This is a genomic window from Pseudoalteromonas sp. AS71 (assembly GCF_038900275.1).
Classification (GTDB): domain Bacteria; phylum Pseudomonadota; class Gammaproteobacteria; order Enterobacterales; family Alteromonadaceae; genus Pseudoalteromonas.
The window spans coordinates 68,410-82,387 of sequence record NZ_JBBMQZ010000020.1 but is presented as its reverse complement, the minus strand read 5'-3'; the positions used below and the strand labels follow the sequence as shown (position 1 = coordinate 82,387).

At 39.4% G+C, this 13,978-nt stretch carries 16 protein-coding genes; 5 read left to right on the top strand and 11 right to left on the bottom strand.

The features are described 5' to 3' along the window. Positions 1-27 precede the first annotated feature (27 nt). From WNY98_RS15430 to WNY98_RS15385, 10 genes are read right to left on the bottom strand one after another with little or no spacing between them, the layout of a single operon-like run. On the bottom strand, positions 28-744 hold the full coding sequence (locus tag WNY98_RS15430; RefSeq protein WP_342878339.1) for a hypothetical protein: 717 nt from the start codon (positions 742-744) through the stop codon (positions 28-30). After that, the gene (locus WNY98_RS15425; RefSeq protein ID WP_342878338.1) at positions 741-1,481 is read right to left on the bottom strand and encodes an iron transporter; all 741 of its coding nucleotides are present in this window, start codon (positions 1,479-1,481) and stop codon (positions 741-743) included. The genes WNY98_RS15430 and WNY98_RS15425 overlap by 4 nt, the downstream gene beginning before the upstream one ends. Next, the gene (locus WNY98_RS15420; RefSeq protein ID WP_024599430.1) at positions 1,468-1,821 is read right to left on the bottom strand and encodes a cupredoxin domain-containing protein; all 354 of its coding nucleotides are present in this window, start codon (positions 1,819-1,821) and stop codon (positions 1,468-1,470) included. Before WNY98_RS15420 ends, WNY98_RS15425 begins: the two co-directional genes overlap by 14 nt. Further along, positions 1,814-3,127 (bottom strand): ATP-binding protein, encoded by a 1,314-nt coding sequence (locus WNY98_RS15415; protein ID WP_342878337.1) that lies wholly within the window; start codon positions 3,125-3,127, stop codon positions 1,814-1,816. The genes WNY98_RS15420 and WNY98_RS15415 overlap by 8 nt, the downstream gene beginning before the upstream one ends. 26 nt (positions 3,128-3,153) lie before the next feature. Further along, the gene (locus WNY98_RS15410; RefSeq protein WP_342878336.1) at positions 3,154-3,813 is read right to left on the bottom strand and encodes a response regulator transcription factor; all 660 of its coding nucleotides are present in this window, start codon (positions 3,811-3,813) and stop codon (positions 3,154-3,156) included. Between the two features lie 7 nt (positions 3,814-3,820). Beyond that, on the bottom strand, positions 3,821-4,468 hold the full coding sequence (locus WNY98_RS15405; protein ID WP_342878335.1) for a hypothetical protein: 648 nt from the start codon (positions 4,466-4,468) through the stop codon (positions 3,821-3,823). Positions 4,469-4,489: 21 nt separating this feature from the next. After that, positions 4,490-5,260, bottom strand: a complete 771-nt coding sequence (locus tag WNY98_RS15400) for an SDR family oxidoreductase (RefSeq protein ID WP_342878334.1) — start codon at positions 5,258-5,260, stop codon at positions 4,490-4,492. Continuing rightward, positions 5,257-5,946 (bottom strand): iron-containing redox enzyme family protein, encoded by a 690-nt coding sequence (locus WNY98_RS15395; RefSeq protein WP_342878333.1) that lies wholly within the window; start codon positions 5,944-5,946, stop codon positions 5,257-5,259. The genes WNY98_RS15400 and WNY98_RS15395 overlap by 4 nt, the downstream gene beginning before the upstream one ends. After that, the gene (locus tag WNY98_RS15390) at positions 5,939-7,408 is read right to left on the bottom strand and encodes an AMP-binding protein (RefSeq protein ID WP_342878332.1); all 1,470 of its coding nucleotides are present in this window, start codon (positions 7,406-7,408) and stop codon (positions 5,939-5,941) included. Before WNY98_RS15390 ends, WNY98_RS15395 begins: the two co-directional genes overlap by 8 nt. Beyond that, complete coding sequence (locus WNY98_RS15385; protein WP_182195738.1) at positions 7,405-8,058, bottom strand: thermostable hemolysin; 654 nt, start codon at positions 8,056-8,058, stop codon at positions 7,405-7,407. Before WNY98_RS15385 ends, WNY98_RS15390 begins: the two co-directional genes overlap by 4 nt. Positions 8,059-8,323: 265 nt before the next feature. On the opposite strand from WNY98_RS15385, the gene WNY98_RS15380 reads away from it, so the two are divergent. The 5 genes from WNY98_RS15380 (at position 8,324) to WNY98_RS15360 (ending at position 12,558) form a co-directional block, all read left to right on the top strand. Continuing rightward, the gene (locus tag WNY98_RS15380) at positions 8,324-8,947 is read left to right on the top strand and encodes a fused MFS/spermidine synthase (RefSeq protein WP_342878331.1); all 624 of its coding nucleotides are present in this window, start codon (positions 8,324-8,326) and stop codon (positions 8,945-8,947) included. Beyond that, on the top strand, positions 8,940-9,824 hold the full coding sequence (locus WNY98_RS15375; RefSeq protein WP_342878330.1) for a fused MFS/spermidine synthase: 885 nt from the start codon (positions 8,940-8,942) through the stop codon (positions 9,822-9,824). Before WNY98_RS15380 ends, WNY98_RS15375 begins: the two co-directional genes overlap by 8 nt. A 133-nt stretch (positions 9,825-9,957) precedes the next feature. Further along, positions 9,958-10,425 (top strand): MarR family transcriptional regulator, encoded by a 468-nt coding sequence (locus WNY98_RS15370; protein ID WP_024599440.1) that lies wholly within the window; start codon positions 9,958-9,960, stop codon positions 10,423-10,425. A gap of 8 nt (positions 10,426-10,433) precedes the next feature. Continuing rightward, positions 10,434-11,498: an HlyD family secretion protein gene (locus tag WNY98_RS15365; protein ID WP_342878329.1), complete on the top strand. Its 1,065-nt coding sequence runs from the start codon at positions 10,434-10,436 to the stop codon at positions 11,496-11,498. 10 nt (positions 11,499-11,508) lie between these two features. Then, the gene (locus tag WNY98_RS15360; protein WP_342878328.1) at positions 11,509-12,558 is read left to right on the top strand and encodes a DUF2955 domain-containing protein; all 1,050 of its coding nucleotides are present in this window, start codon (positions 11,509-11,511) and stop codon (positions 12,556-12,558) included. Positions 12,559-12,695: 137 nt separating this feature from the next. On the opposite strand, the gene WNY98_RS15355 is transcribed toward WNY98_RS15360, so the two are convergent. After that, positions 12,696-13,853 carry a benzoate/H(+) symporter BenE family transporter gene (locus tag WNY98_RS15355; RefSeq protein ID WP_342878327.1) on the bottom strand — a complete coding sequence of 386 codons (1,158 nt, stop codon included), beginning with the start codon at positions 13,851-13,853 and terminating at the stop codon, positions 12,696-12,698. Positions 13,854-13,978: the final 125 nt, after the last annotated feature.

The following is a 13,978-nucleotide window of genomic DNA, read 5'->3' as shown; positions in this document are numbered from 1 at the left end:
AACAACCAAAACAGCTTTTATTTATTATTAAAATTCAAATTCTAATGCGAGCCTAAAACTATGGTTTTTTTCTGATTGGCTTATCTCAGTGATGAAACCTGCTTCCCACTTTAATTGCTTTTGCCCATCAAAGCGCTGTAAACCTATAAAACCAGGCCCTATACCAACAAAGTCTTCACCTACGTAAACCTCTATAGAAGGCTGAAAAGCAGAACGATAGCGATAGCGATATTGTGCTCTAAACTCGCTTTCCCATTCATTTTTAATGTATTGCCCCCACTCATAAACCAAAAAAGCGTTTAGTGTAAGGCTCGTTTTTCCAAATTCTTTTTCGATCACAAAACCCGAAGTTGCTTCATACACATCTTCATTATGTTTTTTTTCAAGCTCAAATAATGCCCCCCAATCGGCCCATAATTTACCTTGCTCAATCAATTGCCAGCGTAGCTCAAGCTCATAAGCTTCTATACCAAAGTCGCCGTTATCGTCTCGCTCACCAACTAAATAGCCTTCCAGTGCCATTGTATCGTTAATAGCTCCACCACCACCCAAACGCTGCGCTAGTATGTTGCCACTATCTGTTTGGTGCGACACTAATCGCCACTCAAATTCACGCTCAAAAGGCAAAACATAGGGATGATATACCTTATCAACAACAATACCATCGGCCTTTGCTTGGATTGAGAATACCAACAAACAAAGAGCGGTAAAACTAAGCGCTAAATATAGGTTAAGTGCTTTCATACACGTTCCTTAGTTATTGAAGCTGAAATAACGTAACAAAGTAATAAAAATAATACGCTGCTTGTACTATATATAAGTACACTCATTAAATCAGGAGTGGCCTCGTAACCAACCAAAGCACGCAGTACGCGGCCTAGCTCAGAGTTTTCGCTTAACAAATTACGTAAATCCCACACTGTTGAGGTGTTTGTAATTAAACCTATTTGACTTGCCAAATCCAGTGCAACTAATAACTTAGCCGCGCTGTTAAAAGCAAGCAAAGTAAAAAGCGGATACATACCAAAGCGGTACTTAATTGCATTCATTAAAAAGTACAGCAATACGCTAAAACTTAAACAAATCCCAACACCTAATAAAGTGCCAATAAATAAGCTTTGCCCTGCATCATTATTTTGCCAAAAACTGGTGAGGTAAATAATATAATGGCTTAAATAGAGCGTTATTGTGCTTATAACTGCGATATAAAATGCCGCTGACTTTTGCTTTAGTGCAAATACCAATACAGCAATAAATATAGTGATACATAGCCCTATTTGTGAGTACTCTAACCCTTGGTGTTCAAACCACTGGCTCACCCACGACGCACTTTGCATGTACAAAAACGACATTACCGCGCCTATTACTAAAGCAGACCCTATTTGCAAAGAGCTTTGTTTTTTAACTACTTGTAGTAGCACTAATAAAATAGCCACTGGTAGTAATTGGTTAAGGCTCATGACTAAACTAGTTATTAGCATGCTGTGCCCCTTCATCGCTAACTATAACAACGCCCCTTGCTGTATTTGGCGAAAACTCACCAAAAAACTCGTAATGCCCTTTACTTAGCGGCCCTATATAAATAATGCTTTTACGATTTGGGTAGAGTACTTTTTCTCTGTTTAGATCAAAGCTATCAAACTCTTCTGGTGTGCTGTCTTGGTTTTCTATCAATAGTTTTACTTTTTTGTTTGCGGGAATAATTATTTGCGAGGGGTAAAACAAATGATCTTTTAAAATAATAAGATACTCTTTACTCGCCGCGTTAAACGACAAAAATAGCAAACAACAAAGGCAGTGATTAAATAAACGTTTAGTCACTTTTTACTCCTGTAAAAGTAACCTTAACGGTTAGTCCGCCTAAAGAGCTATTCGCTAAATGAATACTTGCGCCATAAATAGCAATTATGTGTTGGACAATCGCCATACCTAAACCCGCACCTTGCTCGCCTGATGGATGTTGATCGCCACCCACGCGATAAAAGCGATTGAATATTCGCTCTTTTTGCTCTTCAGTCATGCCCGAACCAGAATCATCAATTTGCCAACTAAAGCCGTTATTATTTGATGCTAATTTAATTATTATTTGACCATTATTGGGTGTGTATTTTATGGCATTGCTAAGTAAATTAGCGATGAGTGTGGTTAATGTAAACTCATCACCATTAATTACAAAATCATCACCTTCGAGGCTAATAGTTTGGTTTTTTTCATCTATTTTTTCGTATTGCTCCGATACGACTTGCTGAGTAATCGCTAGCAATGACTGTTCACTAAACTGCTTTTGCCATTGCTCAGGCTGAGTGCGCCCTAAAATTAGCATTTGTTCAACAATATTACTTAAGCGATTAATGCCTTGTGACATGGCTTGTAATTCTTGATGGTTTTGCGAGTTACTTTGTTTATTAGCCAAATTATGTACATTAATTTTTAAGCTACTGAGCGGGGTACGTAATTCGTGAGCTGCATCTGAGGCAAAAAAACGCTCTCGTAAGTAAGCGGTTTCTACTCGTTTAAATAAATCGTTTAAACGATTAATAACAGGTTTAATTTCTTCATCGGTTACCTGCCAGTTAATTGGCGTAAAGTCGTTTGCTTGGCGAGTAGCCAGCTGCTTAGATAATCGAGTAAGAGGGGCTAATGCGTATTTAACGAAAAAACTTATAAAAATAGCAAGCAGAGGGACAGCCCATAGCATAGGTAACATTGCAGATAAAATAACGGCTTCAGCTAATTCAAACCGCTTTGCCATAGGCTCAGCAACGATGACTTTACGGGTATTTTTTCTCATCACAAACACTCGCATACGCTGCCCTGCTACATTGGCAGTTTGAAAGCCCTCGCTAAAACTAATTTGGTTATTCTTTAAACTCGATGAGCCACTAAGTAAACTATTATTTTGCCAAATTTGATACAACAACTGAGCACTATTATTGCTTACCTGTACTGCATTTGTGCTTAGTGCTAATGGTTGCTCAATTAAAACGCCAGCCACTATTTTAAGTTCATTATCAAGCAAGTTTTCGCCGTGGAGCATGCTTTTTTGATAGCCTTTTACTAATGCTAAAAAACAAGTAAGCACCATCATTGAAAGTAAAATTAAGGTCAGACGTTTACGAATAGACATTTTCAACCTCGAAAGATAAACACACCCTAACGCTTACCAACCACGTAGCCAATGCCACGTAAGGTTTTAATAAAATCGCTAGGGAACTTTTTACGAAGATGATGAATATGCACCTCTATGGCATTAGAGCCGACTTCTTCACCCCATTGGTAAAGTTTGTTTTCGAGTTGTTGTTTTGATTGCACCCTTCCCTGATTTTCCATCAGCGCTTTTAAAAGCATGTATTCTTTTCGTGGTAGTGTAAGTGATTGCCCACTTAGTGCAACTGTATGAGCAGAGGTATCCATTACTACATCACCACAGCGCAATAAGCTTGATTGTGTTTGGTTAATGCGCCGGCTTGCTACACGTAATCGAGCAAATAACTCAGCAGGACCAAACGGCTTTGCAAGGTAATCGTCTGCTCCCATATCTAGCCCTTGGACTTTGTCATCAATACTGCCGCGAGCAGTTAAAATAACCACCGGAATAACTTTTTTTTGTGCTTTAATATGCTTTAAAACTTGCGAGCCGTCGCCATCAGGTAATCCTAAATCGAGAATAACAAGCTCAATCTCACCACTAGAAAGGCACTCTAAGGAGTGCTTAACTGTGCCACTATGCTCTACGCTGTAGCCCTCTTGACGCAAAGAGCGAATAAGCCCTTGCGCCACTAAATGATCGTCCTCAACGAGTAATAAATGCATTATGTGTTTATCTTTTTAGTTTTTTATCTACTTTTGCCAATAGCTGACTTATTGCTTGTTGGCGATACTCATCTGCTTTTGCACGAGTATCACGAATGCCCGCTGCTTGTGCTACAAGTAGTCGTGCTTTAGCTTGTTTATAATCGCCTTCGTCATACAAATATTCACCGTATAAGTAATTAGTATCAATGCCTTCGAGATTAAAAGCGAGGGCTTGTTTAAATAATTTTTCAGCTTTGTCGTCATCACCAAAACCAATTGGCCAACCAGGTACTTTGCTATAAAGCGTTGCAAGACTTGCGTAAGCTGAGCCATTTAATGCTGTACCATCAATTGAGAGTGCATTTTCAAGTGACGCTTTAGCTTCTTTTGCTAAACCAAGTGCGCCCAAGCCACCTTTTGCGCCTGCAAAGCTGGCTAACACAATGCCATTCCAAATGTGTGTTTGTGCCGAGCCTGGATAGTTTTTAACAAATAACGCGCTTTGCTCACTTAGTTGCTTAAACGCATCTATTTGCGCATCGTCTTCAAGTTCATAGTTAGCAGTTGCCCACTTTTGTTGAATAGAGGTTAAGTCTTGTGTTTCATCTGCTTGTACTGCGGTTGTAAATACAGCTGTTAGTATTAGAGATAATGCTAGGGTAAATTTATACATAATCTTGTCCTCGTGTGTTTGTTAACTTAAAAAGCGTTTAATTTTAGGAAGTTGTTTTGCAATAGCGTTATCAACAACGCTTGGGAATGCGCCATTAATACGTGCAAATAATTTCTCAGGAAAACCAATAAAACGCCTTGTTTGATTCGAATTTATAAGCGCTAATAACTCTTGAGCAACTAATTCTGGCGAGTCCATTTTATTACCGAGTTCTTTATTCATTGCCCGCGCTTTACTGCTATTAATAGATGTATCTGTCGCTCTTGGTGCTAAATAGGTCACTTTAACGCCTGAGCCGTTAAGCTCACGCGAGAGCGCTTCTGTAAAACCACGTAAACCAAATTTACTGGCGCAATAAAGCGTTTGAAACGGGTAGCCAATACTGCCAAACGATGATCCCACGTTAACAATAGTGCCTTTGGTATACGCTAACTGTCCTAGAAATAGCTGGCATAATTTAATAGGCACCGACAAATTAGTAGTAAGCATATTATCTATTTGTTCATTACTTGTGTGCTCAAGGCTTTGCATTGTATTTATACCGGCATTGTTAATAAGTAACCTAACGCCACCGAGTTGCTTGGCTTTTATTGCTAAGTTAATGCGTGTTGTATCGTCGGTTAAGTCGCCTGTAAATATTTCACTGTCTGGGCATTCACGGCTCAGTTTTTCAAGGGCTTGCGTATTACGTCCTACAAGCAGTAACTTCCACCCTTTTGCATATAGGGCTTTAGCAATCGCTTGCCCTATTCCGCCGGTTGCGCCAGTTAGCACACATAAAGCGCTACTCATGACAATTTGCCTTGTGCGCTTGCTTTAAAAAACGGTTCGTCATCGAGCCCACGAAATATATCGCCGTATAAACGATAAAAGCACTTTGCACCATGGAGTATGGCTTGTTGATCCGCCTCATTTGTTATTTGGTTCATTAGGTTTTCAAAAAACTTTACATGCTCTATATCAAGTGCGCCATGAGAGGTTAAATAACTAAATGCTTTTTTAGATAAGCCAACAGCACTTGCGATGTTTGAAGCCGCGCCATCAGCAAGCGCTATAGAAGTGCCTTCAAGCACATGTACCATGCCAAAAAAGATCAATGGGTTTTTACGTGCAATGGAGTCGTACGCATACGACACCATCATTTCGGTAGCAAATTGCGGCTGACTACACCTTACTGTTTCTTTGTCAAAACCACAGGCTGCAATATCATTAAGTACCCACTCTTGATGGCCAATCTCTTCTTCAATGTATTCTGCGACGGCTTCGCGCAACCATTCTTGTTCGTCGGTTAATCGTGCACCAACCGACATCATTAATGGCACAGTGTGCTTAACATGGTGATACGCTTGCGCTAAAAACGAAGCGTATTCTTCAAGTGATGCTTCACCTTTAAAAACACGCTGAATAATAGGCGCTGCAAGCAGGTAGTTTTGCTCTTGTTTAGTTTGCTCTTTGAGGGTGTTAAAAAAATCACTCATTAATTACTTCTCCAAGTCGGTAAAATTGCTCAAACACAGCATGGTACTGCTTACTTATGGCATCTCGTTTTGGGCGATTATTTGTAGTTAATAATCCTTGTTGCACACTTAATGGAGCAGTTAAACGATGCCACTTTTGAATTCGTGCATAGTCGGGTAGTTGCTTATTAATTGCGTTAATGTATTGAGCTAACACTGGGTTACTTAGCTTTGAATCGGCATAAATAATGGCGGTTAAAAAAGGTCGACCTTCACCAAACACAACCGCTTGTAAAATACCGCTTTGACTGAGTAATAGTGATTCAGGCCACTCGGCACTGATGTTGCGACCCATGCTGGTAATAATTAGGTTTTTTAGGCGGCCTTTAATAAATAAGGTATTTTGATGCTGCTCGACCAGATCACCGGTTGCATACCACTGGTTTTTGTCGTGTGGTTGATGGTTTAAGTAACCTAAAAACAAATCGCCTTTTATAAAAAGCTGGCCATTTTCAATTTTGGTTTGAATATGAGGTAACACAGAACCTGCACTTTGGAGGTTATCGTTTGTGGGCGTATTTAAACTAACTACAGATGCCGCCTCAGAAACCCCATAACCTTGGTACACCGGTAAGTTTAAGCCACGCGCTTTAACTATTAGCATTTCGCTGACACGCGCACCACCTACAGCAATAAACTGTAACGAACTAGGCAGTTGCCACCCTTGTTCAGCAAAAGCAACTAAGCATGCTAATAGTTCAGGCACTAAAATAAGCGTATTTGGCTTAACTTTATCAATAGCAGCTATAAGCTGTGCGGGCTGTTTTAATGCAGTGCCAACAAAGCCTAATTCATTTAACGGCATTAAATGCACTGTACCGCTACTTTTTAAAGGGGCATACACGCCGGCTATATTTTCAAGCAATACAGCAAGCGGCAATAAACACAAATGAACAGGCTTTTTAATATTAATTTTATCGCACAGAGATTGAGCTACCTGCATTTGGCTTTTTGCAGATAAACACACGCCTTTAGGTTGCCCAGTTGAACCAGACGTAAACGTTACTTTTTGAGTTTCTGGAAAATAACTGACGGGTTTAGCTACAACGATTTCGTAAATATATAATGTGTAAAACTCAAATAAAGTAATTGATGCCGTCGGCTCCCCGAGTAAAGGGTTTAGTGTGTCGCTCATAAATAAATTAGCGCCGCATTGCGCTAGTACAGATTGAGTTTGTTGTTCACTAAAAAAGTGAGCAATTGGCACAGCCACTTTATTAGAAACCGCAGTAGCGGCATCAATAACAAGCCAAGCTGGCGTATTATCGAACTTATAAGCGACACATTTGCCGTTAAAGCTTTGTAGAATTTTTACTACTTTTTGTATTTGCTGGTTAAACTCATCACTGTTAATTTCAAGTGTTTGCTCTTTATTATGCGCAATAATTAATGGCGATACTGAATGTGTATTATAGTAATTCATACATTCACCAATGCATTTACCAAAGAATTGATATTTGAGTGGTTTTGCTGCATCAAACTATAAAGCATTGGGGTATTTAGTACTTGTTGGTGAGCTTGCTCTAGGCTCACAATGCATACTGTTGGTTGGTTGGCGTAATAGCTGCCCCACTTTAATGGGTTCTCAACTACAAAACTGCTAGCAAGTGCAATTTCAGTACACGTAACACCAAGTAAGCGCAATAAAGCACGCACTTTACTGGTTGCACAAAACACTAAATGTTTTGCGCCCACACTTTGCAGAGCTTCGTTAACAATAATAAAATGTGCAAGTGTTGCTCTTCGATTTGTAGAGCAAAGATTACCAAGTTCAAAAATTTTATTACGAGAAATACTCTCATCTAAAAAATCTTCAACGGGTGATGCTAAATATTGCTCAATAAACAATGGCGAAGTTGCTTGCCTTAGCCCTAAGGTGCATTTTCCTTGCTCGGTAACGTATTGGCAAAGTAGTGGCATAAACGAAGTAAGCTTAGCGTTATACGCAACTAAAAAACCTTCTTTTACTGTATTTTCGAGATTTTTTCGATGCACATCATCAATACGAGCACTAATAAACTGACTGTTATTTTGTGTTAAACCTAATGATGTAGAAGTGTGGGCTAATTGCATAAGCTCGCTCATTTAAACCTGTTTATATTTCAGGGTTTAAATTTAACGAGTGAAACTTAAAGAAAACTTAAGAAAAAATTAATTTAAATAAAAAAGCGTCTTAAGTGTTAAATCGCGAGGGCGTGTTAAATAGATCAACACGCCCTAACTAACAAATCGTTATAACAAAACTTCTTTTTAATTAAACTTAGGTCAACAGGCTCTAGCAGCTTTGTATGCATCACGTTAGTATAGTGTTCTACTTAAGTTACATAATGATAATTACATGAGCATAAAAACAAACGCGTTAATTTACTTTTTAGCCTTTTGCAGCGGCTTTTGCATAATGGGCATTGAGCTTTTAGGTGGGAGAATTCTTGCCCCCTTTTTTGGCAGTAGCGTGCATATTTGGGGCAGTATAATTACTGTGTTTATGCTTAGTTTATCTTTTGGTTATTTACTTGGCGGTAAACTCAGCACTAAAAATGCATCTCTTACCAAGTATGGTTTAATATTTTTAATTGCCAGCATTATGGTTGTGCCTATTACATTATTTTCGCAGCCTATAATGGAATTTATATTTACCCATATTGAAGATAGCCGCTACGGCTCACTCTTAGCGTCAACTGCTTTATTTTTTATACCTACCGTTATTTTAGGCATGATCTCGCCCTACTCTGTGCGCTTACTGGTAACAGATAGCGATAAAAGCGGTCAAGTGGCAGGTCGTTTATACTTTGTAAGTACGCTTGGCAGCGCTCTGGGTACTATCATTACCTCGTTTTACTTTGTGCTCGCGTTTGATGTAAATACAATTATTAGCGCCTTTGCTTTAACACTTGGGTCACTGGGTTTAGTCGCGATTGTTATTAATACCTTGGCTAACAATAAGGGGCTTGCTCATGCTTAAATATTTGCTACTGCCGTTAATTGTATTTTCAGGTTTTGCGTTTAGTAACGTTATTCATGAAGAACGCTCGCTTTATCGCAATATTATTGTTGAAGAAACGAGCGACTTACGTTGCCTTAAATTTAATACTAAAAGTAGCCAAACAAGCCAAAGTTGCATGTATAAAAGCAATCCCGACAAACTTGTTTTTAATTACACAAAATTGACTTTTGCTAGTTTATTAGTAGCCGACAACCCTAAAAATGTACTTATTATAGGGTTAGGTGGCGGTACGCTTTCTAACGTTATTCATGAGCTATACCCCACTGCAAAAATTCATAATGTTGAAATAGATCCTGCAGTAACTAAAGTTGCACGCGATTACTTTAACTTTATAGAAAACGACTTAGTGACATCAAGCGTGCAAGATGGCCGCATTTTTATAAAGCGCGCCGCAATTAAAAAACAAAAGTACGATTGGATTATTTTAGATGCATTTAACGGCGACTACATTCCGGAGCACTTACTTACTAAAGAGTTTTTTGAAGAAGTACAAAGCGTATTAGGCGATGGCGGTGTTATTGCCGCAAATACGTTTTCAAATAGTAAACTTTATGAGCATGAGTCGGCAACTTACCACGCTGTATTTGGCGACTTTATAAATGTAAGCCGCGAAAATCGTAGTAACCGTATTATTTTAGCGGGACTTAAATCAATACCGAGCGAAGCGCAAATTAACACGCGTGTAAATGCTCTCGCCCCTAAATTAGTCAAATACGGTATAGACATAAAAGCGATTAGCCAATTTATGCACTTTACAAAAGACGGCCAAGATTGGCCTGCCGATACAAAAGTACTTACCGATCAATACTCCCCCGCTAATTTACTTAACTTTTAAAACCTCCCTAAACCTCACCATTTTTAAAGGTGAGGTTTAGCAAATATTTTGCCACTTCCCTCTCCTACATATATTTACTTAGCAAGCTAAGTAATGATAAAATAGTTAGCTTGCTAACTATGTTGGGATGGCTATGCCTACACACAAACCTTTTCACGAAACGCTCGATTTAACAGTTATCGGTAATATGGGCCGAGTTCATCGCTTATGTCGCGAAGCGGTAACCATTGCTGTTGAGCCTTTAGGGCTTACTCAGTCGCGCTGGACTGCACTAATGCATATAAATATGCGTGGTGAGGGATTAACACAACTTGAACTTGCTAATAGCTTAGGAATAGAAATGCCTTCACTGACTCGTACGCTTAAGCAATTAGAGGAGCAATCGTTAATCGTTCGCCGTGTAGACAAACATGATAAGCGCAGTAAAAGACTCTATTTTACTGAGCAAAGTGATGCCATTTTACATTCATTGCAAGAGACCATTTCCGATATAAAAAATCAGTTATACAGCGGTTTATCTGTTGAGCAGCTCGATGCGATTGCATTTGGTTTGATCAAAATAGAGCAAAACGCCCTTAAATGTATTCAAGTTAATAAGTAAGGCTAAAAATGACACCGGATCAAAAGTTTGCACGCTATGTAAGGTTCTCTCTCATAGGGTTTATCTTAGTATTTATTTACTATTTAGTGGCCGATATGGTTTTGCCTGTGACACCACAGGCACGTGTATACCACCCTGTTGTGCAAATATCACCGCAAATTAGTGGCCGAGTCACTAGTGTGCAAGTTAATAATAACCAATCAGTTAAAGCGGGCGATATATTATTTAGTATCGATGAAGGCCCATATAATTTAGCCAAAGAGCAAGCTCAACTCGCGCTTGATGATGCCAAATTACAAAACAAGCGTCTTGATACCAATGTTAAAGCCCTTGAGGCACAAATAAGTGCTGCAAATGCTAAACAGCATGAGCAAAAACTATTAAAAAGCAGAGGCGAAAAACTCTATACTCAAAAATCTATATCTGAGCAAGAACTTGAAAGCATTCGTGCTAATTTTGAAGCGAGTAAAGCAAATGTTGCAGCCCTTGAAGCGCAGTTAGCTGAAGCGGTTTTAGCTAGAGGTGACTCAGGGAACAAAAACTTAGCCATGCGCCACGCTGCTAACCAGTTAGCGCAAGCTGAGCTAAATTTATCCTACACAAAAGTGCGCGCATTAAGTGACGGCGTAGTTGCTAACTTACAATTATTAAACGGCGCATACGCAGTTGCAGGCAGCCCGTTATTAGCTATTGTTGCTAAAAAGGCAGATTTAGTTGCCGACTTTAGAGAAAAGTCACTCACAAATATGAAGCAAGGCACCCAAGCGCGCGTAGTATTTGATAGCCGTCCAGGTGAAGTTTACGACGCAATACTTGAAACATTTGAAGCAGGCGTTAGCAACGGCCAACTTAGTGCAAATGGTTTACTAAGTACAACAGAAACCAGCAATCGTTGGGTACGCGATGCACAGCGTCAACGCATTCATTTAAAGCTCGTAAATCATCAAGACTTAATAGCAAACATGCCAAGCGGGTCACGTGCAACAGTACAATTATTGCCCGAATCGACAATTGGGCAATGGTTTGGATCTGCACAAATTAGATTTATTAGCTGGTTACACTACATCTATTAATGGAGACTTTATGACTCAAATTGTTAGCCAAGGGCCACAATTAGACTCTAATGGCCTTCGCCAAGCACTACGCATTGCAGGTGGATGTACCCTTGGATTTACTATTAGTAAATTAATGAACTGGCCTAATGGTATATTTTTTACCGTTTATCCTATGTTGTTACTTGGCATGGTGCCTACTTTAAGCCGTGGGCTTATAAATCAATTTATAGCATCTGCTGCATTTAGCGCGCTTATCGTGCTGATAATGCAGGGATTGTTTTCTCACTTGCCAGTCGTTATGGCATTGTTAGTGTTTGGTGTTTTCTGCTTTTTATTTCACCAAATGAGTAGCGGTAGTGCCTTTTTATTTGGCGCTTTAGGCGTTGTTAGCCTTTCTATTCAGCTACATTTTTCCAGCTATGTTGGTCAGGGAAGTAGTATTTACCCGCTAATTTTAACTAATGGGTTGGCTATTCTTTTAACCGTCGTTATCGCTGCATTAATGCATGGCCTATTTCCTGATGTAACCGCAAGGCCCACACGAGTAATACCAGCTAAAGCAAAAGAGAGTATTCGCCATGAGGTATTGTTATGCTCAAGCGTGGCTACGCTCTCTTTTGTGGTTTTTCAGGTTCTTGATTTACAAGACTCAATATCTGCGCAAGCAGCTTCTGTACTCATTTTATTTTCATTGTGCTGGAAAGCCGCCGGTATGGCTGGTTGGCAACGAGCAATAGGAACACTTATAGGATGCAATGCAGCGCTACTATCGCAGGTGTTTTTGTATAGTCACTCTGACTTTTTACTTTTTCCGATAGCTATTTTATGGATACTTTCGTTTATTTTTGCGCGTTTTCATATTTTAGGCGGAGGCATACCGGGTATTGGTTTTGGTGTGCTGACAACATTTGGTATTTTATTTGGGAACTCACTCGGGCCAGGACAAGACTTAATTTATAGTGCGCTGTATCGGTTTAGTTCAGTATCGGTGGCTATAATATTAAGTCTGTGCGCCGTATATGTTATGCATCATATACTTAATCGGTTTAGTGTAACTCGCCATCATACTTTTGATTAGGTAAATCTTGTTTTATAAAGCTAAAGGCTGCAATTGCAGCCTTTTTTATAAGCTTAGTTAAACTATTTTAATGATATAAATAAACTATAATTTTGTTTTAAATACTCACCAATGGCTCTTTGTACACAATAAAGCTTTTAGTCTTTCCTGGTGATCATAAGCGTTAACACACCCGCTATAATCCCCCAAAAAGCAGACCCCACTGAAAGCAATGTTAAGTTAGACGCTGTTACTAAAAACGTAACAATTGCGGCCTCAGTATATTCAGTACCACTAAGGGCTTGCTGCAAACTATTAGCAATGGTGCCAAATAGCGCAATGCCCGCCAAAGCTAAAATCAGCGCCTGCGGTAAACTTGCCACTAACCCCACTAGAGTAGCCGCGCACAACGCCATTAAAATATAAAATACGCCAGCCGCTATACTCGCCCAATAACGTTTATCATGGTTTTTATCCGCTTCATCACTCATACAAATAGCAGCAGTAATGGCGGCTAAGTTAATAGAGTAGGCTCCAAATGGGGCCGTAAGCATATTTACAAAACCAGTCACATTAAGAGATGCAGATATAGGCGCTTTATATTTGTGCGCTTTTAAAACAGCAATACCCGGTAAATTTTGCGAGGTCATGGTAACTATATAAAGCGGTAAACCTATGCTAATGCATGCTTGTAAGTGAAAAGCGGGTTCAATATAAGCAAATTCGCTCATTTGCCAGTGCAGTGCACTGGTATCAATATGGCCCATTTGCCAAGCAAGTACTACGCCTATAATAAGCACACTTAACATAGCAAAGCGGGCAAAAAAGCGTTTACCAATAAAGTACATAACGACCATTAAGCCAATTACTAAAGGCATGTCATTCATAAAATTAAACACGTCGATACCAAAGGTAACAAGCACGCCGGCCAACATGGCGCATGCAAGCTCACTTGGAATACGGTTCATTATTTTTTCAAACCAGCCCGTAACCCCCGACAAAAATACGAGCAATGCACTGAGCATAAACGCGCCAATAGCCTCGTTTAAGTTATACCCTTGGGCACTTGAAATAAGTAATGCAGCTCCCGTGGTAGACCACGCAATTAAAACAGGTACTTTGTAATAGTACGATAAGCCAATTGACGTTATACCCATTACTAAGCCAAGCATTAAAATCCAACTAGCTACTAAATCGGGCGTGCCACCAAGTGTTATCACTACCTGATAAATCAATGCAATAGAACTCGAAAAACCAATAATTACAGCCACAAGCCCTGCTGTAATTCGGTTAAGTAACTGATCAGACACTTTCATAAATCCCTCGTAATGCCATTTATGCAGCACTCAACATACGTGCCCGATAATTACATTGCAATTAGCGATTAGTTTACAAAGAGTGAAAAAAATTCACTTTTTATTTTTCATTGTAATTAACGTCA

Bases quoted from the DNA above. Each gene is read 5' to 3' on its own strand.
- WNY98_RS15430 (WP_342878339.1), bottom strand. From the start codon at position 744: ATGAAAGCACTTAACCTATATTTAGCGCTTAGTTTTACCGCTCTTTGT.
- WNY98_RS15425 (WP_342878338.1), bottom strand. From the start codon at position 1,481: ATGCTAATAACTAGTTTAGTCATGAGCCTTAACCAATTACTACCAGTG.
- WNY98_RS15415 (WP_342878337.1), bottom strand. From the start codon at position 3,127: ATGTCTATTCGTAAACGTCTGACCTTAATTTTACTTTCAATGATGGTG.
- WNY98_RS15410 (WP_342878336.1), bottom strand. From the start codon at position 3,813: ATGCATTTATTACTCGTTGAGGACGATCATTTAGTGGCGCAAGGGCTT.
- WNY98_RS15405 (WP_342878335.1), bottom strand. From the start codon at position 4,468: ATGTATAAATTTACCCTAGCATTATCTCTAATACTAACAGCTGTATTT.
- WNY98_RS15400 (WP_342878334.1), bottom strand. From the start codon at position 5,260: ATGAGTAGCGCTTTATGTGTGCTAACTGGCGCAACCGGCGGAATAGGG.
- WNY98_RS15395 (WP_342878333.1), bottom strand. From the start codon at position 5,946: ATGAGTGATTTTTTTAACACCCTCAAAGAGCAAACTAAACAAGAGCAA.
- WNY98_RS15390 (WP_342878332.1), bottom strand. From the start codon at position 7,408: ATGAATTACTATAATACACATTCAGTATCGCCATTAATTATTGCGCAT.
- WNY98_RS15385 (WP_182195738.1), bottom strand. From the start codon at position 8,058: ATGCAATTAGCCCACACTTCTACATCATTAGGTTTAACACAAAATAAC.
- WNY98_RS15380 (WP_342878331.1), top strand. From the start codon at position 8,324: ATGAGCATAAAAACAAACGCGTTAATTTACTTTTTAGCCTTTTGCAGC.
- WNY98_RS15375 (WP_342878330.1), top strand. From the start codon at position 8,940: ATGCTTAAATATTTGCTACTGCCGTTAATTGTATTTTCAGGTTTTGCG.
- WNY98_RS15370 (WP_024599440.1), top strand. From the start codon at position 9,958: ATGCCTACACACAAACCTTTTCACGAAACGCTCGATTTAACAGTTATC.
- WNY98_RS15365 (WP_342878329.1), top strand. From the start codon at position 10,434: ATGACACCGGATCAAAAGTTTGCACGCTATGTAAGGTTCTCTCTCATA.
- WNY98_RS15360 (WP_342878328.1), top strand. From the start codon at position 11,509: ATGACTCAAATTGTTAGCCAAGGGCCACAATTAGACTCTAATGGCCTT.
- WNY98_RS15355 (WP_342878327.1), bottom strand. From the start codon at position 13,853: ATGAAAGTGTCTGATCAGTTACTTAACCGAATTACAGCAGGGCTTGTG.